This window comes from Streptomyces albiaxialis (assembly GCF_039530985.1).
Classification (GTDB): domain Bacteria; phylum Actinomycetota; class Actinomycetes; order Streptomycetales; family Streptomycetaceae; genus Streptomyces; species Streptomyces albiaxialis.
Map to the genome: position 1 here is coordinate 353,133 of NZ_BAAAPE010000007.1, position 22,715 is coordinate 375,847.

The window sequence follows — 22,715 nt, forward strand, 5'->3', positions numbered from 1 at the left end:
TTCACTATCTCCCTGTTCCTAACCCAGCCTGGGCTTGATCTGCTCGATGAAGAACGTGCGCTTCTGCTCCGGCGTGAGGTGGCAGGCGGCGCCCCGTCCCGGGGGCAGCAGCGGCCGGTCGGCGGTGCAGGACTTGTCCCCCGCGACCTCGTCCACGAAGGAGCAGCGCGGGTGGAACGGGCAGCCGGGCGGCGGCGCGAGCAGGCTCGGCGGCGTGCCCTTGATGGGGGTCAGCTCCTCGCTCACGTCGCCGCTGAGCCGCGGCATCGAGCTGAGCAGGCCCCAGGTGTACGGGTGCTGGGGCGCGCGCAGCACCTCCTTCACCGTGCCGCGCTCGACCGCGCGCCCGCCGTACATCACGAGGATGTCGTCGGCGATGTTCGCGATCACGCCGAGGTCGTGGGTGATGAAGATGATCGCGGAGCCGAACTCCTGCTGGAGGTCCTTGAGCAGGTCGAGGATCTGCGCCTGGACCGTCACGTCGAGGGCCGTGGTCGGCTCGTCCGCGATCAGCAGGTCGGGGTTGCAGACGAGCGCCATGGCGATCATCGCGCGCTGCCGCATCCCGCCGCTGAACTGGTGCGGATAGTCGTCGACCCGCTGCTTGGGGTTGGGGATGCCGACCTTGTCCAGCATCTCGATGGCCCGCAGGTGCGCCTCGCGCTTGGAGACGCCGAGGTGCTTGCGGTACGGCTCGCCGATCTGGCGGCCGACCGTGTAGTACGGCGAGAGCGCGGTCAGCGGATCCTGGAAGATCATCGCCATCTTGTTGCCGCGCAGCGACTCCAGGGTCTTCTCCCGGGCGCCGGTCAGCTCCTGGCCGTCGAGCAGGATCTCCCCGGAGACCTCGGTCGTCCTGGGGTTGTGCAGCCCCAGGATCGACAGGTTGGTCACCGACTTGCCGGATCCCGACTCGCCGACGATGCCGAGCGTCTGACCGCGTTCGAGGTCGAAGGAGAGCCCGTCGACGGCCTTGACGGTGCCGTCCTCGGTGTCGAAGTGGACGTACAGGTCGCGCACCGAGAGAAAGGCGCCCGCGTTGCCCTCGTCACGCGGCGCCGGGACGTCCGCTTCTTTGGTCACGGTGGTCATGGTGCGGGTTCTCCTAGGACAGACGCACGCGCGGGTCGATGAACGCGTAGGCGGCGTCCACGATGATGTTGAACAGGATGATGAAGGTCGCGGCGAACAGCATCACGCCCATCACCATGGGCAGGTCGGTGTTCTGCACGGAGTTCACGGCCAGCGTGCCCAGCCCCGGCAGCGAGAACGTCCACTCGGTGATCATCGCGCCGCCGAACAGCGAGCCCAGGTCGACGCCGAAGATGGTGACGATCGGGATCAGCGAGCCGCGCCAGGCGTAGCGGAAGAAGACGAACTTCCCCGACATGCCCTTGGCCCGCGCCGTCCGTACGTGGTCCTCCTGCAACTGCTCGATCATGGAGGATCTCGACAGACGGGTGTAGTTCGCCGTGAAGATGATCTGGACGACCATCCAGGGGATCAGCAGGCCCATGAACCAGCCGCCGGGATCCTCGGTGAGAGGCACGTACTTCGGCTGGTCCAGCAGCTCCATGTTGTAGACGACCACCGCCAGCACGAGCGGGCCGATGAAGTAGATCTGCATCGAACTGAGCACCAGTGAGAAGGAGCTGAACGCCTTGTCGATCAGCGTCCCCTTCTTCCACGCGGCGATCATGCCCGCGCCGAGTCCGATCGTCAGGAAGACGACGGCGCCGCCGGCGGTGAGCGAGACCGTGGTCGGGAAGCGGTCGAGGATGGTCTCCCAGACCGGGTCCTGGTTGGCGAACGAGTAGCCGAAGCACGGTGCGGGGCAGTCCCCGACGGCGAAGCTCCGCCCGGCGAAGATGCCGACCATGAAGTGCCAGTACTGCATCGGGACGGGCTCGTCCAGACCCATGTTCTTGCGGATGATGGCGAGCGCGTCCGGCGTGCAGTCCTTGCCGCACGCCTGCATCGCCGGGTCCCGGGGGACCGCGTAGAAGAGGAAGAAGGTGACAGCACTGATGATCAGCAGGATCACCAGGGCGCCGAGTGTCCGGCGGAAGAGAAATCGCAGCATGACGGGAACGCAGCTCTCGTGCGAAGCGGGTTGCAGTCGGATACGGCAGGGGCCGGGGGCCAGGTGAGCCGCCCTTCCGGCGGCTCACCTGGCCCTGGCACGGGCGTGCGTTACTTCTTGACGTACAGCGAGTTCGGCGAGATGTCGTGCAGGGTCTCGTCGAAGTACGCCCCGCCGATGTTCGATCCGAAGAGCTGGATCGTCTTGTAGTAGTGCATCGGGATCGAGGGCGTGTCCTCCTTGAGGATCTTGTCGGCGAGCTTCTGCCACTCACCGGCGGCCTCGTTCGGGTTGGTGATGGCCCGGATGCGGTCCATCTCCTTGTCCCACTTCGGGTTCTTCAGGTGGGAGTAGTTCGCCGCACCGTCCTGGACCTGACGGCCCTCGAACAGGTTCGGGATCACGGTCGACGCGCTCGGCCAGTCGGCACCCCACGAGTTGTGGTAGATGTCGTAGTTGTTGTCCTTGACCTTGCCGATCTGGTCGTAGTACGTGTCGGCGATGACGTCCTTGCGCTGGACGTTGAAGCCGGCCTTCTTCAGGTTGTCCGCCGCCGCGACCGAGAAGTTCTGCCACTCGGGAGCGTTCTGGTAGGCGAAGGTGAGCTTCATGCCCTTCTTGCCGGACTCCTTGAGCAGCTTCTTGGCCTTCGCCACGTCGCCCTGGGGCTTCTTGAGCTTGCCGAAGGGGTCGGTCGGCTTGTGGCCCACCAGCGTCGGGCTGATGTAGTTGCCCGCCAGCTCACCGCCGCCGGCGCCGCCGAAGGCGGTGACGATCGACTGCGAGGGCATCGCGTAGGCGATGGCCTGACGGACCTTCTTGTTCTTGATCCGGTCCGTGTTGATGTTCAGGTAGCTGACGTACGACTGGAAGCCGGAGATCGAGCGCTTCTTGACCTCGGGGTCGGTCCGCACCTTCTGCATGCTGGACGCGTCGACGCTGTTGGTGAGGCTCGTCGCGGTCTTGTTCTCACCCGCGTCGGACATCAGGCGCTTGGTCGAGTCCTCGAAGGACACGCCGAACTGGATGTCGAAGCCGTCCGGGTACTGGTTGCGCATCGGGTCCGTCTTCGGGTCCCATTCCTTGTTCCGCACGAGCTTCATGCTCTTGCCGGACTTGAAGGACGCGATCTTGTACGGACCGCTGGTGAGCGGCTTCTTGTCGTACTTCTGCTTGGTGTCGGCCTTCTCGGACACCACCGCGTAGCCCGCCATCGCCAGCGCGTAGGGCAGCTCGCCCTGCGGCTCCTTGAAGTGGAAGACGATGGTCTTGTCGTCCGGCGTCTCCAGCATGCTCTTCGGCAGGTGCTTGCCCTTGTACGGGCCGTCCGGCAGTTCCTTGCGGGACTCGACGCTGCCCTTGCCCGTCATCCAGGACTCGATGAACGTCGGGCCCTCGGTCATGAACGAGGCGAACTTGCGCTCGATGGTGTGGCGGAAGTCCTTCGAGGTGATCGGCGAGCCGTCCTCGAACTTGATGCCGTCCTTGAGCTTGTACGTCCAGGTCTTGCCGCCGTCCGACTTCTTGCCGCTGTCGGTGGCGAGGTCGCCGACGACCTCGTACTTGTTGTCGCTGACCTTCTTGTACGTGGTCAGACCGCGGTGGATCAGCTTGGCGAGGGCGCCCTCGTCGCTGACGTAGATCTGGCCGGGGTCGAGGTGCGCGAAGCTGTCCCGCTGGAGCAGCTTGATCGTGCCGCCCTCCTTGGCCCCCTTGACCTGCGCGGCCGGGCCGGTGGACGCCTTCTCGTCGCCGAAGGAGTACGCGACGTCCTCGCCCTGCTTCTTGGCCTTGGTGTCACTGCCCTCGTCGCTGCCCCCGCCGCCGCTGCTGCAGCCGGTGAGGAACAGCGCCCCTGCGGCAAGCGCCGCGAAGGCAGCGCGGGCTGGTTTGATGCTCGCTCTGCTCATGGTGATCTCTGCACCTGCCTGTCGATTGTCCGTCGCTGCCTGACTGATGCCGTCCGGGGTGGCAGCACCCCCCACCACTCGGTCATGCCGCGCGGCCGTCATCGGCCCGCCTTCGGGTCGAACGCGTCCCTGACCGAGTCTCCGAGCAGGTTGAAGGCGAGGATGAAGATCACCATCGCGCCGCCCGGGAAGAACATGTACGTGAGGTCGCTCTGGTAGACCTCGGCGCCCTTGGCGAACATCCGTCCCCAGTCGGGGACCGGTTCGGGCATGCCGACGCCGAGGAAGGACAGGCCCGCGATGGCCGTCACGTTGTTCGGCAGCATGTAGGTGGACTGCACCAGGATCGGTGTGACCAGGTTGGGCAGCAGCTCCTTGCGGACGATACGGGCCGGAGGAGTGCCCGCCACCTTCGCGGCCTCGACGAACTCGCGTTCACGCAGTGAGAGCGTCTGGCCGCGCAGCAGACGGGCCAGCGTCATCCAGCCGAGCAGCCACATCACGTAGATGAGCACGCAGGCGCGCATCCAGGTGGGCATCTCGTCCTGCTTGTCCACGAACACGGCCGTGACGACCGGCGTGAACGCCACGAAGAAGAGCTGGTTGGGGAAGGACATCATCAGGTCGGTGAGCCGGCCGAGGAAGTAGTCGGCCCGGCCGCCGAGATATCCGCCCGCCACCCCGATCACGATGGCTGTCAGCACCGAGAGCAGGGTGATGGCGATCGCCAGCGAGAGCGAGGTCCGGATCCCGTAGACGAGCTGCATGAACACATCGCGGCCCAGGCCCGGTTCGATGCCGAACCAGAAGTCGCTGCTGATGCCGCCGTTGGGCTTGACCGGGTACCCGTTGTCGTTGAGCAGCTCGCCGATCGGCGCCTCCGCGCCGTACCGCGTGTAGGCGTCCTTGCCGTACAGCTTGGAGATCAACGGGGCCAGCGCCGCGATGGCGAAGAACGCCAGCACGATGCAGGCCGAGATGACCCCCGTGCGGTCGCGCTTGAAGCGCATCCACATGAGCTGGCCCGGTGACCTGCCCACAAGATCGTTGGGCGTCTTAGCCACTCGCGTAGAACTCAGGCCGCCGTCTTCGGGACCAGGGGTGTCGGCCCCGGCTGTCGCAGCAGCCTGGGAAGGACTCGTCATCGCGTATGTGCTCCCGCGCTCAATTCTCGCCGGAACCCGAATCGTTGGCCTGGATGCGGGCTGGGTTGAGCGGACTTTCGCAAGCCAATTAAGGCGGAGTCAAGGGGTGTTGTGCCCACCGCACGCCCGTCCGGGTTTTCTTGAGCGAACATTGTGCAGATCGAGGTCAGTACGTGCTTGACACCCGGGGTGCCCGAGGGGACATAGCGCCATAAGAGCGCCTCAAGCGCCTTAACAGGCCCGCAACTTGGCCGTCGTCTGACCGATATCCGGCACGTCCACCCTGAAGTGCGTACGTCCCGGGGGCCCTCCGGCCCGGTCGCATGTTCGTAACTCCCGCACGAGAATGCTTGTTGCCCGTGTCCCACCGCGGGTAAATCTGGGTGACCGCGACCACACACCACGGGGGGCCGGGCGGCATGGGCCAGGACAGAACACTCGCACGGGGCGCGCGGATCTTCGGGGCGCTGCTCCTGGCCGCCCTCGCGCTCCTCAGCCTCGGCTGGATCATCCGTGATTTCACCAAGGCCAGCGAGGTCACGGATGTCTGGTGGAACTGGTCGGGCGCGCCCTCCCGCGCGGAGAACGGCGACATGTGGACGACCTCGTTCACCGAGCCGACCCTGATGCTGATGTACGCGGTCGCCGCGGTGACCGCCGCGCGCTCGTCCGCCGCCGCCGGAATACTCGCCTCCGCCGGCGTGCTGACCGTGCTCCTGCGCGTCCCCGGCCTGTGGAACCTCAACGCCGACTGGCTCCAGGGGATATCCGACGGCCTGAAGAGCAAGGTGCTTTTCAGCACGATCGCGATGGTCGTCATCGGCGTGATCCTGGTGATCACCGCAATAGCCGGACGCCGCTCGCCGGAGGCCGCGGGCGGATACGGATACGGGCTCGCCCCGGCGTACGGCCCGGCGGACGAGCCCCCCGCGGCCCCCACCCGGGGTGGCGCCGTGGCGGCCTTCCTGCTGCTGACGGCCTCGGCCGTGGCGCTCGGCGGCTGGGAGATCTACTGGTGGCAGGACCGCGGCTGGGACTTCTACGAGCGCACGCTCACCGGCGAGCGCAGCATCGTCGCGCTGCTCGCCGTGCCCGGCGGCTGGCAGGCCTGGGCGGTGGCCCTCTTCGCGCTCGTCGCGGGCGTCGCGGCCCTCGTGGGCGCCCCCTTCTCCCGCCCGATGGGCCTGCTGGTGAGCGCCCCGCTGGCGGGGGCCGGGCTCTTCGCGACCTCGTTCGCCGTGAAGATGAAGCTCATCGAGAATTTCGGCGACCTCAGCACCCGCGAACAGTTCAACATCGCCACCGGCGTCCTCGAACTCGTCGCCGGACTCGCCGTGCTCCTCGCCCTCGCCCCACGCGGCGACCGCGACGCCGCCCTCGTACCGGGCTTCCAGGACCGTCCGCGGGCCTCTTACGGCGACTCGCCAGTCACCCCACCGAGGAACCGGTGATCACTCCGTAGGGCGCGCGGGAGCTGGCGAGTTGGCCGTGACGCGCGGAGTGGGCAGCAATTGATCGCTTGCTGCCCATCACTGTCACCGCTGTTGAGCGCACGATCAAGGGGCAGTCGCATAAGACTGCCCCTGACCAGCCGCCGTCCCACCGGACACCAGTCGCCCGGCGTCATCTCAAGCAGGACACCAGTTCCGTACCGGGGCCGAATGCGTGCCCCAGGAATCCCCGCCTACCGAGCAGTTCAGCTATTCACTGTCACGGTCCGGCCAGCATACTTAAGGTCGTTCCCCTTGTATGCCAGGGCGTTGATGTTGATCCTCCGGTTCTCCTTCATCTGCCTGGAGAACTTGCAGACCGTCCAGCCCGCGCGCTTCCCCTTGTAGTCCCTGCAATCAAATTTTGTCTGCGGGTTCCCGCTGTACATGGCACGCATCACGATGTGCATCCCATCGGACCGGTAGTCCTTGACCCAGAACTTATCCCCCTTGGCCCGAAAGCACACCTTACCAAGGGTCACACTCCCGCCGTTCTTCCGAACCCATATGCAGTTTCTATTGGTACTCGGCCCTCCCCGAACATTCTTGGCGTTCTTGATGTGCCAGCCTTGGATTTGGACGTCATCCGGGCCGTTCCCCTTCGCCGAGGAGGCAGAGGCAGCGGACGTCGGGGCGACTGGCGCCGCCGATGCCGGTGCAGACGTCAGGCCGAAGACGACACCGCCGACCACGACGAATGCTCCGGCCGACGTGAGAGTGCGCTGGAGCGGGCGTGGAATATCCATAGAGATCCTCTCTCCGAAAATTTACCTCGGCCGCATGAGAGGATACGAAGAGCTCTTTTCCGCCGGTATTGCATCTTTGGACCCTGCCCTTTAGGGACCCCCGGCTCACGGCCTCCGGGGTAACATCATGCGGCGAGTACAACCGTGGTGCACTTGGGCGCGAGCCTTCATGAGCAGGTGGTCTTCGCACCGTACTTGCCCCGATCGATACGGTTCCGCCCATCAGGCCTCCGTACTCAAGGCCGACATGTGCGCCAAGTCGACTGCGCACTTTGGCCAGTTCGACTCACCTCAAGGGTCAAGCTCGTCGAGGCAGTCCGGACAACATCGCCTGCATCTGATTGCCACGTGCGCCCGAAGGTCACAATGGCACGAGGCGGCCGGCGCCTCGCAGTCGCCATGCCGCCAACCATTAGCCAGGCCAATCGAGTTGGACTCTGAGCCCGCCCCAGCTCGCGCACCAAGCCACCCCACCCCCTCTTCTCTGTCATGACCCAGACACGTTAAGTTAACGTGTCTGTAGAACGAGAACTAGGGGGAAGGGGACTTGAAGATGACAATCACGCAGGCCAGAGCCCTGGAAGGGAAACATGAGGGGGCTGCGGGACCGCCTGCGGCAACGTGCACATGCCATGCAGCGCTCATCGCACAACACGACTACGTGTCATTGCATGTACTCACACCGCGGGAACGTGAAGTGCTACTGCTCCTCGGGAACGGTACAACCACCCGGGCTCTGGCCCATCAACTCGGCATAGCCGAACGTACCGTCAAGGCACACATCAACCGCATCATCAACAAGCTCGGGGTCCGGACCCGAGTAGAAGCCGCGATCATCTCCGTTCTGCACCACGATCAAATGTGTGGTGCGGTTCCTCAGATGGGCTAAAAGTGCGACGCCGTGGTAGGTGTCCGGCCTGCCGCAGCGGTGCCGTGTAGCAGTGGTTCCCGCGACCTCCCCCGCGGGATGCCCCTCCGCCCGTCAGCCCTCCCGAGAGCCGGGGGAGCTGGTGACCGGCGCCGCGTAGAGCGCCTCGATGCGGTCCGCGTAGTGTTCGGCGACGCGGGCTCTGCGGACCTTCAGGGTGGGGGTGAGCGTGCCCCGTTCGATCGAGAAGTCCTCGTCCAGCACGGCGAACGCGCGGATCCGTGCGGGCCGGGCGACCCGGGCGTTGGCCGCGGCGACGGCCTCTCCGACGCGGGCGTGGATTCCGGCCATGTCCAGACCTTCCGTTCCGGCCGGATCGACGGTGACGAGCGCGACCGGGTACGGGCGCCGGTCGCCGAGCATCACCGCGTGCGAGACACACTCGGCCTCCTCGATCAGCCCCTCGACCTCGGCGGGGCTGAGGTTCTTGCCGGACGAGGTGATCACCAGGTCTTTCTTGCGGCCGGTGAGGACGAGGTAGCCGTCCTCGTCGAGCCGTCCCAGGTCGCCGGTGTGCAGCCAGCCGTCCTCGTCGAGGGCCTCGCGGGTGGCCGCCTCGTTCGCGTGGTAGCCGGGGAAGACGCCCGCGCTGCGCGCCAGGATCTCGCCGTCCTCCGCGATCCGGACCTCGCAGCCGGGGATGGGCCTGCCGACCGTGCCGGGCCGGTACGCGCCCGGGTGGTTGAGCGAGATCACGCCACCGGACTCGGTCATTCCGTACCCCTCGTAGACGGTCACGCCGCAGGCGCGCAGGAAGCGCCGGGTGCCGGCGGAGAGCGGGGCCGCGCCGGAGACGGCCCAGGACAGCCGGCCGCCGAAGATGCCGCGCACCGGCCCGTACAGCCGCGCGTCGGCCGCCTCGTACCGCTCGCGCAGCGCGCCCTCGGGCTCCTGTCCGCGCTCGCGCAGGTCGGCGACCTCGTTGCCGAGGCGTATCGCCTCCGCGAACCGCCCGGGTCCGTCCGGACCGGTGGACTCCGCGGCGCGCCGCACCGTCGCGTACACCTTCTCGAACAGCCGTGGCACCGACGGCAGATGGGTGGGCCGGGCCTCCGCCAGCTCCGCGACGATGTTGTCGATCTTCCCGCCGAAGAACCACAGTTCACCGCCCTGCACCACCGAGCGGAACTCCACGAGCTGCGCGAGGAGATGGGCGAGCGGGAGATAGAGGTACGTGCGCGCGCCCGTGCCGCTCGCGACGAGCTGCCCCGTCGAGTCGTGCAGGTAGGAGAGGTTGCCATGGGTGAGCACGCAGCCCTTGGGCGGTCCCGTCGTGCCCGAGGTGTAGACGATCGTGCACCGGTCGTCGTCCGTGACGGAGGCCGCGCGCCGGAGCAGTTCCTCCTCCGTGCAGACGCGGTCCGGGGCGCTCATTCCGGCCATCAGCAGCACGTGCCGCAGCGCCGGGAGCCGCCCGGCCTCGCGCAGCGCGCCGACGCGCGCGGCCTGGGCCTCGTTCTCGCAGATCACGACCGAGGTGCCGGAGTCGGACAGCACCCATGCCGTCTCCTCCTCGCCCGCCGTCGGGTAGACGGGCACCACCACGGCGCCCGCCTCGAACGCCGCCAGGTGCGCGACGGTCCACTCGGGCCGCGTCTCGGAGAGGAGCGCGACCCGGTCGCCCTTCGCCACGCCGAGCGCGCCGATGAGCCCCCGCGCCACCGTGCGTACGGCCTCGCGGAGCGCCTCGTACGTCATCACCCCGTCCTTGCCGCTCAGCGCGGGTGCCGGGCCGTGGTGGTCGGCGGCCCACTCGGCGAGCAGGGCGAGGGTCGCGGGACGGTCGGACATGCGGGGCCTCCCGGGTGCGGTCGCGCCGTCGGAACGGGCGTCGTGCTTTCCGGACACTGGCCTGGCGCACGGTAGCGAGCGGCACGTGAGGGGGGAATGCCCCGTGCGGCGCCTCCTCGTTCTAGGCGTTCCCCTCCTGGGAGTCCCGGGACTCCTGGGACTCCTGGGCCCCCTGAGACTCCTCGGACTCCTGGGAGTCCCGGGACTCCTGAGAGGGCAGCACCTCTTCCTTCTCGGCCGCGAAGTGGCAGGCCGAAGGGTGGTGCGCGGGATCGTCCGGCGGGGTCTGCTCCAGCGTCTCCGGCACGGCCAGCAGCGGCTCCTCCACCGTGCACCGCTCCTGCGCCTTCCAGCAGCGCGTCCGGAAATGGCAGCCCGAGGGCGGGTTCGCGGGCGAGGGCACGTCTCCTTCGAGGACGATGCGCTCGCGCCCCTCGCGGGCCTCGGGGTCCGGCACGGGCACGGCCGAGAGCAGGGCCTGGGTATAGGGGTGCGTCGGGTGCTCGTAGATCTGTTCGTCCGTGCCCAGCTCCACCATCTTGCCGAGGTACATCACGCCGACGCGGTCGGAGATGTGGCGCACGACGGAGAGGTCGTGGGCGATGAAGATGTAGGAGAGGTCGAACTCGTTCTGGAGCTTCTCCATCAGGTTGACGACCTGGGCCTGCACGGAGACGTCGAGCGCGGACACCGGCTCGTCCGCGACGATGATCTCGGGGCGCAGGGCAAGGCCCCGCGCGATCCCGATCCGCTGCCGCTGACCGCCGCTGAACTGGTGCGGATACCGGTTGATGTACTCCGGGTTGAGCCCCACCACGTCCAGGAGTTCGCGGACCTTCGCCCTCCGGTCCCCCTTCGGCGCGACCTCGGGGTGGATGTCGAAGGGCTCCCCGATGATGTCGCCCACCGTCATCCTCGGGTTCAGGGACGTATAGGGGTCCTGGAAGACCATCTGGATGTTGCGGCGTACGGCCTTGAGCGCGCGGCCCGAGAGGTGGGTGATGTCCTCGCCCTTGTAGCGGATCGTCCCCGCCGTCGGCCGTTCCAGGTGCGTGATCATCTTCGCGACCGTGGACTTGCCGCAGCCGGACTCGCCGACGATGCCCAGGGTCTCGCCCCGGTGCAGGTCGAAGGAGACCCCGTCGACGGCCTTGACCGCGCCGACCTGGCGGCGCAGCAGGATGCCCTGGGTCAGCGGGAAGTGCTTGGCCAGGTCCCGCACTTCGAGGATCGGCTCGCCCGCCGCGTACGCGGTCTCCGCGCGGGACTTGGCGAGCAGCTTGCGCGCGGTCCAGCCCTCCTCGCGCGCCTCCTTCCGGCCCGAGTGGTCAGCGTGCATCGAGCATCTCCTCCCAGAAGTGGCACGCGCTGGCGCGGTGCTCGCCGACCTCGTAGAGCGGGGGCTCGTCCGTACGGCAGACGTCCCGGGCCATCGGGCAGCGGGGGTTGAAGGCACAGCCCGGCGGGATGGCGAGCAGGCTGGGCGGCAGGCCCTTGATCGCGTTCAGCTCGTGCCCCTTCTGGTCGAGGCGCGGGATCGAGTCGAGCAGGCCCTTGGTGTACGGGTGGGCGGGGGCGCGGTAGAGGTCGTGGACGGGCGCCGTCTCGACGATGCGGCCCGCGTACATCACCGCGATCTTGTCGGCGACGTCCGCGACGACGCCGAGGTCGTGGGTGATGAGGATGAGCCCCATGTTGAACTCGTCCTGCAGCTCGGCCAGCAGCTCCATGACCTGCGCCTGGACCGTCACGTCCAGCGCCGTCGTCGGCTCGTCCGCGATGATCAGCTCGGGGCCGAGCGCGAGAGCCATCGCGATCATGATGCGCTGGCGCATGCCGCCGGAGAACTGGTGCGGATAGTCGTTCACCCGCTCCTTGGCCGCCGGGATCCGCACCCTGTCCATCAGCTCGACGGCCTTCGCCCTGGCCTCTTTCCGGGAGAGCCCCCGGTGCACGCGGAACATCTCGCCGAGCTGGTATCCCACGCTCAGCACGGGGTTCAGCGAGGAGAGCGCGTCCTGGAAGATCATGGCCATCTTGCGGCCGCGGATCTTCCGCCGCTCCTCCCGGGGGAGCTTCAGCAGGTCCTGGTCCTGGAAGAGGACCTCGCCACCGGTGATCTTCCCCGGCGGCATGTCGAGGATGCCCATGATCGCCTGCGCGGTCACGGACTTGCCGGAGCCGGACTCGCCGAGCACCGCCAGCGTCTCGCCCGCGTCCACGGTGTAGCTGACGCCGTTGACGGCCTTGGCCACGCCGTCCCTGGTGTGGAACTCGACGTGCAGGTCGTTGACTTCGAGCAGGCTCACGGCGCACTCACCTCAGCTTCGGGTCGAGGGCGTCGCGCACCGCGTCGCCGAGCATGATGAACGCGAGCACGGTGAGGCTCAGCGCGGCGGCCGGATAGAGCAGGATGTGCGGCGCGTTGCGGAACTGCATGCCTTCGGAGGCCGCCGAGATGTCCGCGCCCCAGGAGACGGTCGGCGGCTGGAGCCCGACGCCGAGATAGCTGAGCGTCGCCTCCAGCGCGATGTACGTGCCGAGCGCGATGGTCGCCGTCACGATCACCGGCGCGACGGCGTTCGGCAGGATGTGCCGCACCATCATCCGGGTGTTGCTCGCGCCGAGGGCCCGCGCGGCCTGCACGTAGTCGTTCTGCTTGGCGGTGATCACCGAGCCGCGCGCGATACGGGCGACCTGCGGCCAGCCGAGCAGCACGATGAAGGAGACCACCGTCCACACCGAGCGGCTGCCGGTCATCGAGAGGAAGACCAGGCCGCCGAGGACGATGGGGATGCCGAAGAAGATGTCGGTGACGCGGGAGAGGATCGCGTCCCAGACCCCGCCGAAGAACCCGGCGAGCCCGCCGAGCAGGCTGCCGAGGAGCGCGACGCCGAGCGTGGAGCAGACGCCGACGGTCACGGACGTACGGGCGCCGTAGACGACCCGGGTGTAGACGTCACAGCCCTGGGTGTCGAAGCCGAACCAGTGGCCGTCGGTCGAGGAGTTCAGCGATCTGCCGAGGCCGCAGGAGAGGGGGTCGCGGGAGGCGATCAGGCCGGGCCAGAGCGAGATGAGCACGAGGAAGAGGATCAGCAGCCCCGCGATGATGAAGACGGGGTTGCGGCTCAGGTCGTGCCAGGCGTCGGACCAGAGGCTGCGGGCCCGTTCGGTGGGGCCCTTGCCGGGCGGGCGCTCGCCGGGTCCCTCCAGCGTGCCGCCCTCGTTGGCGGCCAGCTCCATGGCGCCGCCGGGTCCTCCGATGGCGGGGCCCGACATGCCGGGTGGCTCAGTCATAACGGATCCTCGGGTCGAGCACGGCGTACAGGAGGTCGACGAGCAGGTTCGCGAGCAGGAAGACGATCACGAGGATGGTCACGAAGCCGACGACGGTCGGGGAGTTCTGCCGCACGATGCCCTGCCAGAGCTGGAAGCCGACCCCCTGGATGTTGAAGATCCGCTCGGTCACCAGCGCCCCCGCCATGAGGTTGCCGACGTCGGTGCCGAGGAAGGTGACGACGGGGATCAGCGAGTTGCGCAGCAGGTGCCGCACGGTCACCCGGCGCCGCGGGAGGCCCTTGGCGACGGCCGTACGGACGTAGTCGGCGCGGGCGTTCTCCGCGATGGACGTCCTCGTGAGCCGGGTGACGTACGCGAGGGAGACCAGCGCCAGCACCAGGCCGGGGAAGATCAGCTCGCCGACCGGGGCCTCGGGGGAGACCGCGGGCCGGATCCAGCCCCACTTCACCCCGAACAGGTACTGGCCGACGGTGCCGGTCACGAAGGTGGGGATCGAGATCACGACGAGCGAGAGCATCAGCACGCCGGTGTCGATCGGCCTGCCGCGGCGCAGGCCGGTGATGACGCCCAGCGTGAGGCCGATGACGATCTCGAAGACGATCGCGACGATCGCCAGCCGGACGGTGATGGGGAACGCGTTGCCGATCAGCTCGATGACCGGCTGGCCGTTGAACGCGTTGCCGAAGTCACCGGTGAAGATCTTGCCCATGTAGAGCAGGTATTGCTGCCACACGGGCTTGTCGAGGTTGAACTCGTGGCGCAACTGGGCCGCCGTGGCGGGGTCGGGGGCCCGGTCGCCGAACATCGCGTTGACCGGGTCCCCGACGGCGTACACCATCACGAAGATGAGAAAGGTGGTCCCGATGAAGACCGGGATCATCTGGAGCAGTCGTCTGATGACGTAGCGCCCCACCGCAGGTCACTTGACCTTGATGTCGGTGAAGACCGGGACGGAGAAGGGGTTGAGCTTCACTCCGCTGACGCGGTCGGAGTACCCGGCGTTCCCGTTCTGGTACCAGAGGGGAATGGCGGGCATCTCGTCGAGGATGATTTTCTGCGCCTGCTGGAATTTCGCGATGGCGGCGCCCTCCTCCGACTCGTTCGCCTCGTCCATGAGCTTGTCGACCTGCTTGTTGGAGTAGTGCGAGTCGTTGGAGGAGGCGTCCGTGTAGTACAGCGGCTGGAGGAAGTTCTGGATCAGCGGGTAGTCCATCTGCCAGCCGGTCCGGAAGAGCCCCTTCATCTTCTTGTTGGTGACGTCGCTGCGGAACTCGCCGAAGGTGGGGACGGGGTTGACGCTGCACGCGCTGTTCTTGCCGAGCGTGTCGTTGATGCTGTTGCAGACGGCTTCCATCCACTGGCGGTGCGAGCCCGTGTCCACGTTCGAGGTGATGGTGATCTTGCCGCCGGGCAGCCCGCCGGCGTCCTCGATCATCTTCTTGGCCTTCTTCGGGTCGTACTCGCAGGTCTCGCCGCACAGCCCCTGCTTGTAGCCGCCGGCCGGGCCCAGGACGGGCGAGGTGAGGTCGGTCGCGGGCTCGCGGGTGCCGTGGTAGATCTTCTCGGTGACCTTCTCGCGGTCGATCGCCATCGACAGGCCGCGCCTGATCTGCTCGGCCTTCTCGCCCTTCCAGTCCTTGTCGTAGAGCGGGAAGGAGATGGTCTGCAGGATTCCGGCGGGCTGGTTGATGTAGCGCCCGTCGAGGTCCTTCTTCGCGTTCTTGAGCTGCCCGGCGGGGAGTTCGTCGACGACGTCGAGGTTTCCGGCCTGGAGGTCGGTGTAGCCGGTGTTCTGGTCGGTGTAGACCTTCAGCTCGACGCCCTTGTTCTTCGGCTTGTCGGGGCCCGCGTAGTGCTTGTTCCGCGACAGCTTCATGGACTGGCCCTTGGTGTACGAGTCCACCTTGTACGGGCCGTTGCCGATGGGCTTCTTCAGCCAGGCGTCGCGGTCCTTGAAGAACGCCTTGGGGAGCGGCGCGTAGGCGCTGTAGCCGAGGGTCTCGGGCCAGAGCGAGAACTTCTGGTTGAGCTTCACGGTGAAGGTGTTCTTGTCCTTCACCTTCAGCCCGGAGAGCTTCTTCGCCTTCGGCTTGCCCTTCTCGGGGTGGACCTTGTCGTAGCCCTCGATGTACTCGAAGAAATAGGAGTTGATCTGCTTGTTGGTGAGCAGCGCGCCGTAATTCCACGCGTCCACGAAGGAGTTGGCGGTGACCGGCGTGCCGTCGGAGAACTTCCAGCCCGGCTTGAGCTTCACGGTGAAGTTCTGCTGGTCGGTCGTGTCGATCGACTGGGCCATGGCGTTCTCGGCCTTGGCGGTCTCCGGGTTGTAGCGCTTGAGGCCGCGGAAGGTCATGTCGAGGACCTTGCCGCCCTGCACCTCGTTGGTGTTCGCGGGCTCGACGGGGTTCTGCGGGTCGGTCCAGAAGGCGCGGACGACGCCCTCGTCGGAGCCGCCTCCCCCGCCTCCGCCGCCGTCGCCCCCGCCGCCGCAGCCGGTGGCCGTCAGTGCGACCGCCACGGCGCTGGCGACGGCCCATGTGGCGCGCGTGGCTCCGCGCATGAGGTGCCTCCCTGGTCCCGAGATTGTGACTCGGAACCAGATAACACCCTTTTGCCCTCATATGCCCGGTTCACCGGGCCGCCGCTCCTCCCAATGGGGGCCATGGCGGCCGGGAACGCCGGTCTACGGGCCCGGGCGTGTCCCCCGCGCGAGCGCCGCCGCCTCCCCGCGCGAGGAAACGCCCAGCTTCCCCAGGATGTTGGTGACGTGGAACTTCACCGTCGACTCGCTGATGTGCAGCTCCCCCGCGATCTCCCGGTTGCGGCGGCCCAGCGCGAGCTGCTCCAGGACCTCCAGCTCACGCGGATGCAGCCCCGCCAGGGGCTGTTCGGCCGCCGACGCCGCCAGAGCCAGCGGCAGCGTGACCCGCACCGTCGTCCCCCAGTCCGGCACCGCGTCCACCGCCACCCCGCCGCCCAGCGCCGCGACCCGCTCGGCGTGGTGGCGGCTCAGCAGCGCCCCGCGGCCGAGCCGCCCCGGTCCGTCGTCCCGCACGGCCGCGCACAGCTCGTCCTCCTCCACCCACCAGCCGACATGCATCCTGGCGAGCCCCTCCTGCTCCCGCATCGCCAGCACCGCAGCGCGCACGGCGGCCCGCGCCGCGTGCGCCACGTCCGACGGCAGCGCGCGGTCCGTGCCCGGCGAGCGCAGCGAGAGCCGCACGGGGCCGTGCCGGAAGAGGGGACGCAGCTCGCGGACGAGCCGCTGGAAGGCGTCGTCGGCGCCCTCCTCGCTCCATACGCCGTCCCAGTACGGCCGCTGACGGAGCTGGGCCAGCGCGTCCACCGCCCGCTCTACGGCCACGCGGCGCGCCGTCGCGTCGTCCAGCGAGGAGGAGCGCAGCGCGGTGAGGACCCCGCCGAGCGCCGCGGCGTGCAGGTCCGTCAGCTCCGCGACGAGCTGTGCCCGCGCCGCGGCGGCGGCCCCGGACAGCGCGGTGCGCTCCGGGTATCCCTCGGCGGCCAGCCGGTACGCGTACACGGTCACCAGGTCCCACACCCGCTGCACGGTCCGCAGCACCGGGGCCGGGAGCGGGGTCTCGCCCACATCGGCGAGGGCCAGCAGGGCGCTGCCGGTCCCGCGCGAGGTGGAGCCGACGACGAGCACCCGGCGGCGCTCCCCGCCGAGCACCGCCTCGCCCTGCCAGGGCGCGCCGGCCCGCAGCCGCACGCTGAGTTCGCCCAGCTCGCGGCCGGTGATCCGGGCGGCCAGCGCGCGGTCGGTGCCGGCGGTCTGCTGCGGGGCGTACGCGCTCAGCTCGCTGAGCTGCCCGGCCGCGGTGTGCGGCACCAGGCCGCGCAGCACCTGCGAGGTCCGCTCCAGCAGCTCCTGCGGCGGCGCGTCCACCAGCTCCGCCGCGCGCGCCAGCGCCTCCTCGGGGCTCGTCCAGGCTCGGTCCACCCCGCCACCGTACGGCCGACCGGCCGGGCCCGTACTCGACCAACGGCCAGGTGGAACCCGCCGTACGGCGGGGCGGGCGGGCCGTACGGCGGGGAGAGGGTGAAGGGGCGCACCGACTCACCGACCGCGTCCGGAGGAAGCTCCCCGCCATGCCGAGCAACGCACGTATGACCGAACCCCGCACCGTCAAGGCCATCGCCTTCGACCGCCACGGCGGCCCCGACGTCCTCGCGCCCGCCGCCGTCGAGGTGCCCGCGCCCGGCCCCGGACAGATCCGGATCGCCGTCCGTACGGCCGGGGTCAACCCGCTCGACCACAAGATCCGGCGCGACGAGGTGCGGGAGCACTTCGTGGTGGCGCTCCCCCATGTGCCCGGCATCGAGGCGGCGGGGGTCGTGACGGCCACCGGGCCCGGGGTCACGGACCTCGCGGCCGGGGACGAGGTCTTCGGCCGGACCGTCACCGGCTCCTACGCCGAGGAGGCGCTGGCCGAGGCCCGCCATGTGGCCCGGCGCCCGGCCACCCTCGGCTGGGCGGAGGCCGCCGCCGTCCCCACGGCCGCCGAGACCGCCCACCGCTGCCTGCGCGAACTGGGGATGCGCGAGGGCGAGACCCTGCTGCTGCACGCCGCCGCCGGAGGGGTGGGCGTCCTCGCGGTCCAGTTCGCGGTGGCGCGCGGCATCCGCGTGATCGGCACCGCGAGCGAGGCCAACCATGGGCTGCTGCGGGAGCTGGGCGCCGAGCCGGTGGCGTACGGGGAGGGCCTGGCCGCGCGCGTACGCGCACTCGCGCCCGAGGGCGTGCACGCGGCGCTCGACGGGGCGCAGCGAGGGGGTTCGCTGGCCCTCTCCGTCGAACTGACGGGCGGTACGGAGCGGGTCCTGGCCATCGCCGAGTACGGGGACGCCGTACGGCACGGCGTCCGCTTCTCCGGAGGCAGCGACCTGGACCTGATGCCGCCGGCGCTCGCCGAGGCGCTGGCCCTGCACCGCGCGGGCACCCTCCGCTTGCCGGTCCACCGCCTCCACCCCCTGGCCGACGCGGCCCTCGCCCACGAGGAGAGCGAGCGGGGGCATGCGCGGGGCAAGCGAGTGCTGGTGATCCACTAGACCGGGCCTCGCGCCTTCGGGCCCGTGTCCGCTGTGCGGCCCCACCGCGACTTCGGGGCTTGCCCCCTCTAGGGGCGCGGGGAACTGCGCGACAAGCCACGACGCAGCCGCGTCCCGCGAAGCACAGCCCGGGGCACCCCGAACCCGGCCCTTGCACGCGCGCACCCGGCGAAGAGGGCTGCGCTTGCCGGCCCTGCTCCCCCAAGCTCTTCGAGCAGGGGGTACCCCCAGTGGCAGACCTCCCAAGCTTCGCGGGAGCGAGAAGCAGACGTGCCCCGCGGAGGGGGTGCGGGGTATCCCTTATCCGGCGGCGGTCAGCGGCTCGCGCTCTTGGGCGAAGTGGCAGGCCGACTCGTGGGCCGCACCGCCCGTCGCCCGGGCCGGAATCGCGAGGAGCGGGGTCTCCGTGGCGCAGCGGTCCTCGGCCTTCCAGCATCGCGTGCGGAACCGGCACCCGGAGGGCGGGTTGGCCGGCGAGGGCACGTCTCCTTCGAGGACGATGCGCTCGCGCCCCTCGCGGGCCTCGGGGTCCGGCACGGGCACGGCCGAGAGCAGGGCCTGGGTATAGGGGTGCGTCGGGTGCTCGTAGATCTGCTCGTCGGTGCCGATCTCGGCCATCTTGCCGAGGTACATGACACCGACCCGGTCGGAGATGTGCCGGACGATGGACAGGTCGTGCGCGATGAACATGTACGACAGGCCGAACTCGTCCTGGAGCTTCTCCATCAGGTTGACGACCTGGGCCTGCACGGAGACGTCGAGCGCGGACACCGGCTCGTCCGCGACGATGATCTCGGGGCGCAGGGCAAGACCTCGCGCGATCCCGATCCGCTGCCGCTGACCGCCGGAGAACTGGTGCGGGTACCGGTTGATGTACTCCGGGTTGAGCCCCACCACGTCCAGGAGTTCGCGGACCTTCGCCTTCCGGTCCCCCTTCGGCGCGACCTCGGGGTGGATGTCGAAGGGCTCCCCGATGATGTCCCCGACCGTCATGCGCGGGTTCAGAGATGTGTACGGGTCCTGGAACACCATCTGGATGTTCCGCCGGACGGCCTTCAGCGCGCGGCCCGACAGGCGCGAGATGTCCTCGCCCTTGTAGCGGATCGTCCCCGCGGTGGGCCGTTCCAGATTCATCAGCAGCTTGGCGACCGTGGACTTGCCGCAGCCGGACTCGCCGACGATGCCCAGGGTCTCGCCCGGGTAGAGGTCGAAGGAGACCCCGTCGACGGCCTTGACCGCGCCGACCTGCCGCTTGATCACGACGCCGCTCGTCAGCGGGAAGTGCTTGACCAGGTCCCGCACTTCCAGGATGGGCTCGGGGCGCTCAGCCATTGATGGTCTCCTTCCAGAAGTGGCAGGCGCTGCCGCGCTCCTCGCCGGCCCCGGCGAGCACGGGCAGGTCCGTGGTGCAGATGTCCTTCGCGACGGGGCAGCGCGGGTGGAAGGCGCAGCCGGCGGGCACGTGCGCCATGTTCGGCGGCAGGCCCTGGATCGCGTAGAGCTCCTTGCCCTTCTGGTCCAGGCGCGGGATCGAGTCGAGCAGGCCCCTGGTGTACGGGTGGGCCGGGGAGCGGTACAGCTCCTTGACGGGCGCGGTCTCCACGATGCGGCCCGCGTACATCACCGCGATCTTGTCGGCGACGTCCGCGACGACGCCGAGGTCGTGGGTGATGAGGATGAGCCCCATGTTGAACTCGCGCTGAAGATCCGCGAGCAGCTCCATGACCTGGGCCTGGACCGTCACGTCCAGCGCCGTCGTCGGCTCGTCCGCGATGATCAGCTCGGGCTCCAGGGCGAGGGCCATCGCGATCATGATGCGCTGGCGCATGCCGCCGGAGAACTGGTGCGGATAGTCGTTCACCCGCTCCTTGGCCGCCGGGATCCGCACTCTGTCCATCAGTTCGATCGCCTTGGCCTTGGCGGCCCTGCGGGACATGCCCTGGTGGACGCGGAACATCTCGCCGAGCTGGTAGCCGACGCTCAGCACCGGGTTCAGCGAGGAGAGCGCGTCCTGGAAGATCATGGCGATCTTGGCGCCGCGCAGCTTCCTGCGCTCCTCCTTGGACATCTTCAGCATGTCCCGGCCCTGGAAGAGGATCTCGCCCTGCGGGATGCGGCCGGGCGGCATGTCGAGGATGCCCATGATCGCCTGCGCGGTCACGGACTTGCCGGAGCCGGACTCGCCGAGCACCGCCAGGGTCTCGCCCGCGCGGACGTCGTAGCTGACGCCGTTGACGGCGTGCACCACGCCGTCCCGGGTGTGGAAGTCGACGTGCAGGTCACGCACGTCGAGCAAGGGCTTGGCCTCGGTCTTGTCGTCACTCATGGTGTTCGCGCCTCCCTCAACGGCTCTTGGGATCGAGGGCGTTGCGCACCGCATCGCCGAGCATGATGAACGCCAGGACGGTGATCGACACCATGATGGCGGGGGAAATCAGGATGTGCGGGGCCGTGCGCAGGGCGTCCTTGCCCGCCGCGACGTCGATGCCCCACGAGATCGCGGGCTCCGAGAGGCCGATGCCGAGGTACGACAGGGTGGCCTCGGCCCCGATGTAGCCGCCGAGCGCGGTGGTGGCGACGACGATGACGGGGGCCAGCGCGTTGGGCACGATGTGCCGCAGCAGGATGCGGCTGGTGCTCGCGCCGAGCGACCGCGCCGCCTGCACGTAGTCCTGCTGCTTGACGGTGATCACGGCGCCGCGCGCGATACGGGCGACCTGTGTCCAGCCGAGGAAGAGCAGCGCCGCGATGACGACGTAGACCTTGCGCTCGGCGAAGGTGGTCAGCACGACCATCGCGCCGAGCATGAAGGGGATGCCCTGGAAGATGTCGGTGATCCGGGACAGGACGCTGTCGAGCCAGCCGCCGAAGTATCCGGCGAGCATGCCGATCGTGCCGCCGACGAGCGTGACCAGCACGGTCACGGAGATGCCGACGACGACGGAGGCGCGGGCACCGTGGACCATGCGGGCCCACACGGAGCGGCCCTGGCCGTCGTAGCCGAACCAGTCGGCGGCGAAGAGGTGGCCGTAGTTCGGGTCGCCCTGGAAGTGCTTGGTCAGGTCGCCGTCGCGGGGCGAGGCGGAGGTGAACAGGCCGGGGAAGGCCACCATCACCAGCAGCACGACGATGAGCACGGCCGAGATCAGGAAGAGCGGGTTGCGCCGCAGGTCGCGCCAGGCGTCGGACCAGAGGCTGCGGCCCTTGACGGGCGCGTCCTGCTGCGCGCCGGCGGGCTCCGGGGAGGCGGGCGCGTTCTTGGTCAGCGTTGCGGTCTCAGGCATAACGGATCCTCGGGTCCAGGACCGCGTAGAGCAGGTCGACGATCAGGCTGGCGACGAGGTAGACGATGACGATCAGCGTGACGATGCCGACGACCGTCGAGCCCTCGCGGCGGTTGAGGGCCTCGAAGACCGCGTTGCCGATGCCGTGGACGTTGAAGATGCCCTCGGTCACGACCGCGCCCGCCATCAGCGAGCCGACGTCGGTCCCGAGGAAGGTGACCACGGGGATCAGCGAGTTGCGCATCAGGTGGACGCCCACGACGCGGCGGCGCGGCAGGCCCTTGGCGATCGCGGTGCGGATGTAGTCCGCGCGCATGTTCTCGGCCACGGACGTCCGGGTCAGCCGGGTGACGTACGCGAGGGAGAGCGCGGCGAGCACGATCGCGGGGAGGAAGAGCTGGCCCCAGGCCTCGGAGTCCTGCACGGTCGGGGTGACCCAGCCGAGCTGGAAGGCGAAGACGTACTGGAAGAGGAAGCCGAGCACGAAGCTCGGGACCGAGATCAGCAGCAGGGTGACGAAGAGGACGACGCGGTCGAGGGCCTTCTCCGCGCGGAGCCCGGCGACGAGGCCGAGCAGGATGCCCGCGACGACGGTGAAGACGAAGGCGAACAGCGTCAGCCGGACGGTCACGGGGAACGCCTGCGCGATGACATCGGCGACGGGCCGCTGGCTGGCGATCTGGGTGCCGAAGTCGCCCTGGAAGAGCCCGGAGAGGTAGTTCCAGTACTGCTGCCACAGCGGAAGGTCGAGGCCGAGCTGGTGCTTGAGGGCCGCCATCTGCGCCGGGTCGGCCGACTGCTCGCCCCACAGGGCCTTCACCGGGTCGCCGGGCAGCGCGTACATCATGCAGAAGATCAGCAGGGTTGACCCGATGAAGACCGGGATCATCTGGAGCAGTCGCCGCGCGACATAGCGCCCCATGGTGCCTCCGTAGGGGGTTAAGGCGTGCGCCCCGTGGCCGCGCGCG

General features: G+C 68.9%; 19 protein-coding genes. 3 read left to right on the forward strand and 16 right to left on the reverse strand.

The window, feature by feature from the left end; genetic code table 11:
• Positions 1 to 18: 18 nt before the first annotated feature.
• From ABD343_RS12550 to ABD343_RS12565, 4 genes are all read right to left on the reverse strand, one after another.
• Positions 19 to 1,092: an ABC transporter ATP-binding protein gene (locus ABD343_RS12550; protein ID WP_344527247.1), complete on the reverse strand. Its 1,074-nt coding sequence runs from the start codon at positions 1,090 to 1,092 to the stop codon at positions 19 to 21.
• Positions 1,093 to 1,105: 13 nt separating this feature from the next.
• Positions 1,106 to 2,083 carry an ABC transporter permease gene (locus ABD343_RS12555; protein ID WP_344527249.1) on the reverse strand — a complete coding sequence of 326 codons (978 nt, stop codon included), beginning with the start codon at positions 2,081 to 2,083 and terminating at the stop codon, positions 1,106 to 1,108.
• Between the two features lie 110 nt (positions 2,084 to 2,193).
• Positions 2,194 to 3,774 (reverse strand): ABC transporter substrate-binding protein, encoded by a 1,581-nt coding sequence (locus ABD343_RS12560; protein WP_425578190.1) that lies wholly within the window; start codon positions 3,772 to 3,774, stop codon positions 2,194 to 2,196.
• Positions 3,775 to 4,091: 317 nt separating this feature from the next.
• Positions 4,092 to 5,138: an ABC transporter permease gene (locus tag ABD343_RS12565; RefSeq protein ID WP_344527253.1), complete on the reverse strand. Its 1,047-nt coding sequence runs from the start codon at positions 5,136 to 5,138 to the stop codon at positions 4,092 to 4,094.
• A 383-nt stretch (positions 5,139 to 5,521) separates the two neighbouring features.
• Here ABD343_RS12565 and ABD343_RS12570 point away from each other — a divergent pair, with 383 nt between their 5' ends.
• Positions 5,522 to 6,589 carry a hypothetical protein gene (locus tag ABD343_RS12570; RefSeq protein ID WP_344527255.1) on the forward strand — a complete coding sequence of 356 codons (1,068 nt, stop codon included), beginning with the start codon at positions 5,522 to 5,524 and terminating at the stop codon, positions 6,587 to 6,589.
• Between the two features lie 245 nt (positions 6,590 to 6,834).
• Here ABD343_RS12570 and ABD343_RS12575 read toward each other — a convergent pair whose 3' ends face one another.
• Positions 6,835 to 7,374 carry a hypothetical protein gene (locus ABD343_RS12575; RefSeq protein ID WP_344527257.1) on the reverse strand — a complete coding sequence of 180 codons (540 nt, stop codon included), beginning with the start codon at positions 7,372 to 7,374 and terminating at the stop codon, positions 6,835 to 6,837.
• A 553-nt stretch (positions 7,375 to 7,927) separates the two neighbouring features.
• On the opposite strand from ABD343_RS12575, the gene ABD343_RS12580 reads away from it, so the two are divergent.
• Positions 7,928 to 8,263, forward strand: coding sequence for a helix-turn-helix domain-containing protein (locus ABD343_RS12580; protein ID WP_344527259.1), 336 nt, complete (start codon positions 7,928 to 7,930; stop codon positions 8,261 to 8,263).
• Positions 8,264 to 8,356: 93 nt separating this feature from the next.
• Here ABD343_RS12580 and ABD343_RS12585 read toward each other — a convergent pair whose 3' ends face one another.
• From ABD343_RS12585 to ABD343_RS12615, 7 genes are all read right to left on the reverse strand, one after another.
• Positions 8,357 to 10,093: an AMP-dependent synthetase/ligase gene (locus ABD343_RS12585; protein ID WP_344527261.1), complete on the reverse strand. Its 1,737-nt coding sequence runs from the start codon at positions 10,091 to 10,093 to the stop codon at positions 8,357 to 8,359.
• Between the two features lie 121 nt (positions 10,094 to 10,214).
• Positions 10,215 to 11,432, reverse strand: coding sequence for an ABC transporter ATP-binding protein (locus ABD343_RS12590; protein ID WP_344527263.1), 1,218 nt, complete (start codon positions 11,430 to 11,432; stop codon positions 10,215 to 10,217).
• Positions 11,422 to 12,402: an ABC transporter ATP-binding protein gene (locus ABD343_RS12595; RefSeq protein WP_344527265.1), complete on the reverse strand. Its 981-nt coding sequence runs from the start codon at positions 12,400 to 12,402 to the stop codon at positions 11,422 to 11,424. The genes ABD343_RS12590 and ABD343_RS12595 overlap by 11 nt, the downstream gene beginning before the upstream one ends.
• 7 nt (positions 12,403 to 12,409) lie before the next feature.
• A complete protein-coding gene (locus ABD343_RS12600; protein ID WP_344527267.1) occupies positions 12,410 to 13,390 on the reverse strand; it encodes an ABC transporter permease in 981 nt (326 codons plus the stop codon).
• On the reverse strand, positions 13,383 to 14,306 hold the full coding sequence (locus ABD343_RS12605; protein ID WP_344527269.1) for an ABC transporter permease: 924 nt from the start codon (positions 14,304 to 14,306) through the stop codon (positions 13,383 to 13,385). Before ABD343_RS12605 ends, ABD343_RS12600 begins: the two co-directional genes overlap by 8 nt.
• Before the next feature lie 6 nt (positions 14,307 to 14,312).
• Complete coding sequence (locus tag ABD343_RS12610) at positions 14,313 to 15,953, reverse strand: peptide ABC transporter substrate-binding protein (RefSeq protein WP_344527271.1); 1,641 nt, start codon at positions 15,951 to 15,953, stop codon at positions 14,313 to 14,315.
• 123 nt (positions 15,954 to 16,076) lie between these two features.
• Positions 16,077 to 17,354, reverse strand: a complete 1,278-nt coding sequence (locus ABD343_RS12615; protein ID WP_344527273.1) for a helix-turn-helix transcriptional regulator — start codon at positions 17,352 to 17,354, stop codon at positions 16,077 to 16,079.
• 149 nt (positions 17,355 to 17,503) lie between these two features.
• On the opposite strand from ABD343_RS12615, the gene ABD343_RS12620 reads away from it, so the two are divergent.
• Positions 17,504 to 18,463, forward strand: coding sequence for an NADP-dependent oxidoreductase (locus tag ABD343_RS12620; RefSeq protein WP_344527275.1), 960 nt, complete (start codon positions 17,504 to 17,506; stop codon positions 18,461 to 18,463).
• Positions 18,464 to 18,763: 300 nt separating this feature from the next.
• Here the strand turns inward: ABD343_RS12620 and ABD343_RS12625 are convergent, their stop codons facing one another.
• Genes ABD343_RS12625 through ABD343_RS12640 form a run of 4 tightly spaced genes read right to left on the reverse strand, consistent with a single transcriptional unit; the run spans position 18,764 to position 22,669 of the window.
• Complete coding sequence (locus ABD343_RS12625) at positions 18,764 to 19,795, reverse strand: ABC transporter ATP-binding protein (RefSeq protein WP_344527277.1); 1,032 nt, start codon at positions 19,793 to 19,795, stop codon at positions 18,764 to 18,766.
• Positions 19,788 to 20,789: an ABC transporter ATP-binding protein gene (locus tag ABD343_RS12630; protein ID WP_344527279.1), complete on the reverse strand. Its 1,002-nt coding sequence runs from the start codon at positions 20,787 to 20,789 to the stop codon at positions 19,788 to 19,790. Before ABD343_RS12630 ends, ABD343_RS12625 begins: the two co-directional genes overlap by 8 nt.
• A 16-nt stretch (positions 20,790 to 20,805) precedes the next feature.
• Complete coding sequence (locus tag ABD343_RS12635; RefSeq protein ID WP_344527281.1) at positions 20,806 to 21,747, reverse strand: ABC transporter permease; 942 nt, start codon at positions 21,745 to 21,747, stop codon at positions 20,806 to 20,808.
• Entirely contained in the window at positions 21,740 to 22,669 is a 930-nt protein-coding gene (locus ABD343_RS12640) for an ABC transporter permease (RefSeq protein WP_344527283.1), read from the reverse strand. The genes ABD343_RS12635 and ABD343_RS12640 overlap by 8 nt, the downstream gene beginning before the upstream one ends.
• Between the last annotated feature and the right edge of the window lie 46 nt (positions 22,670 to 22,715).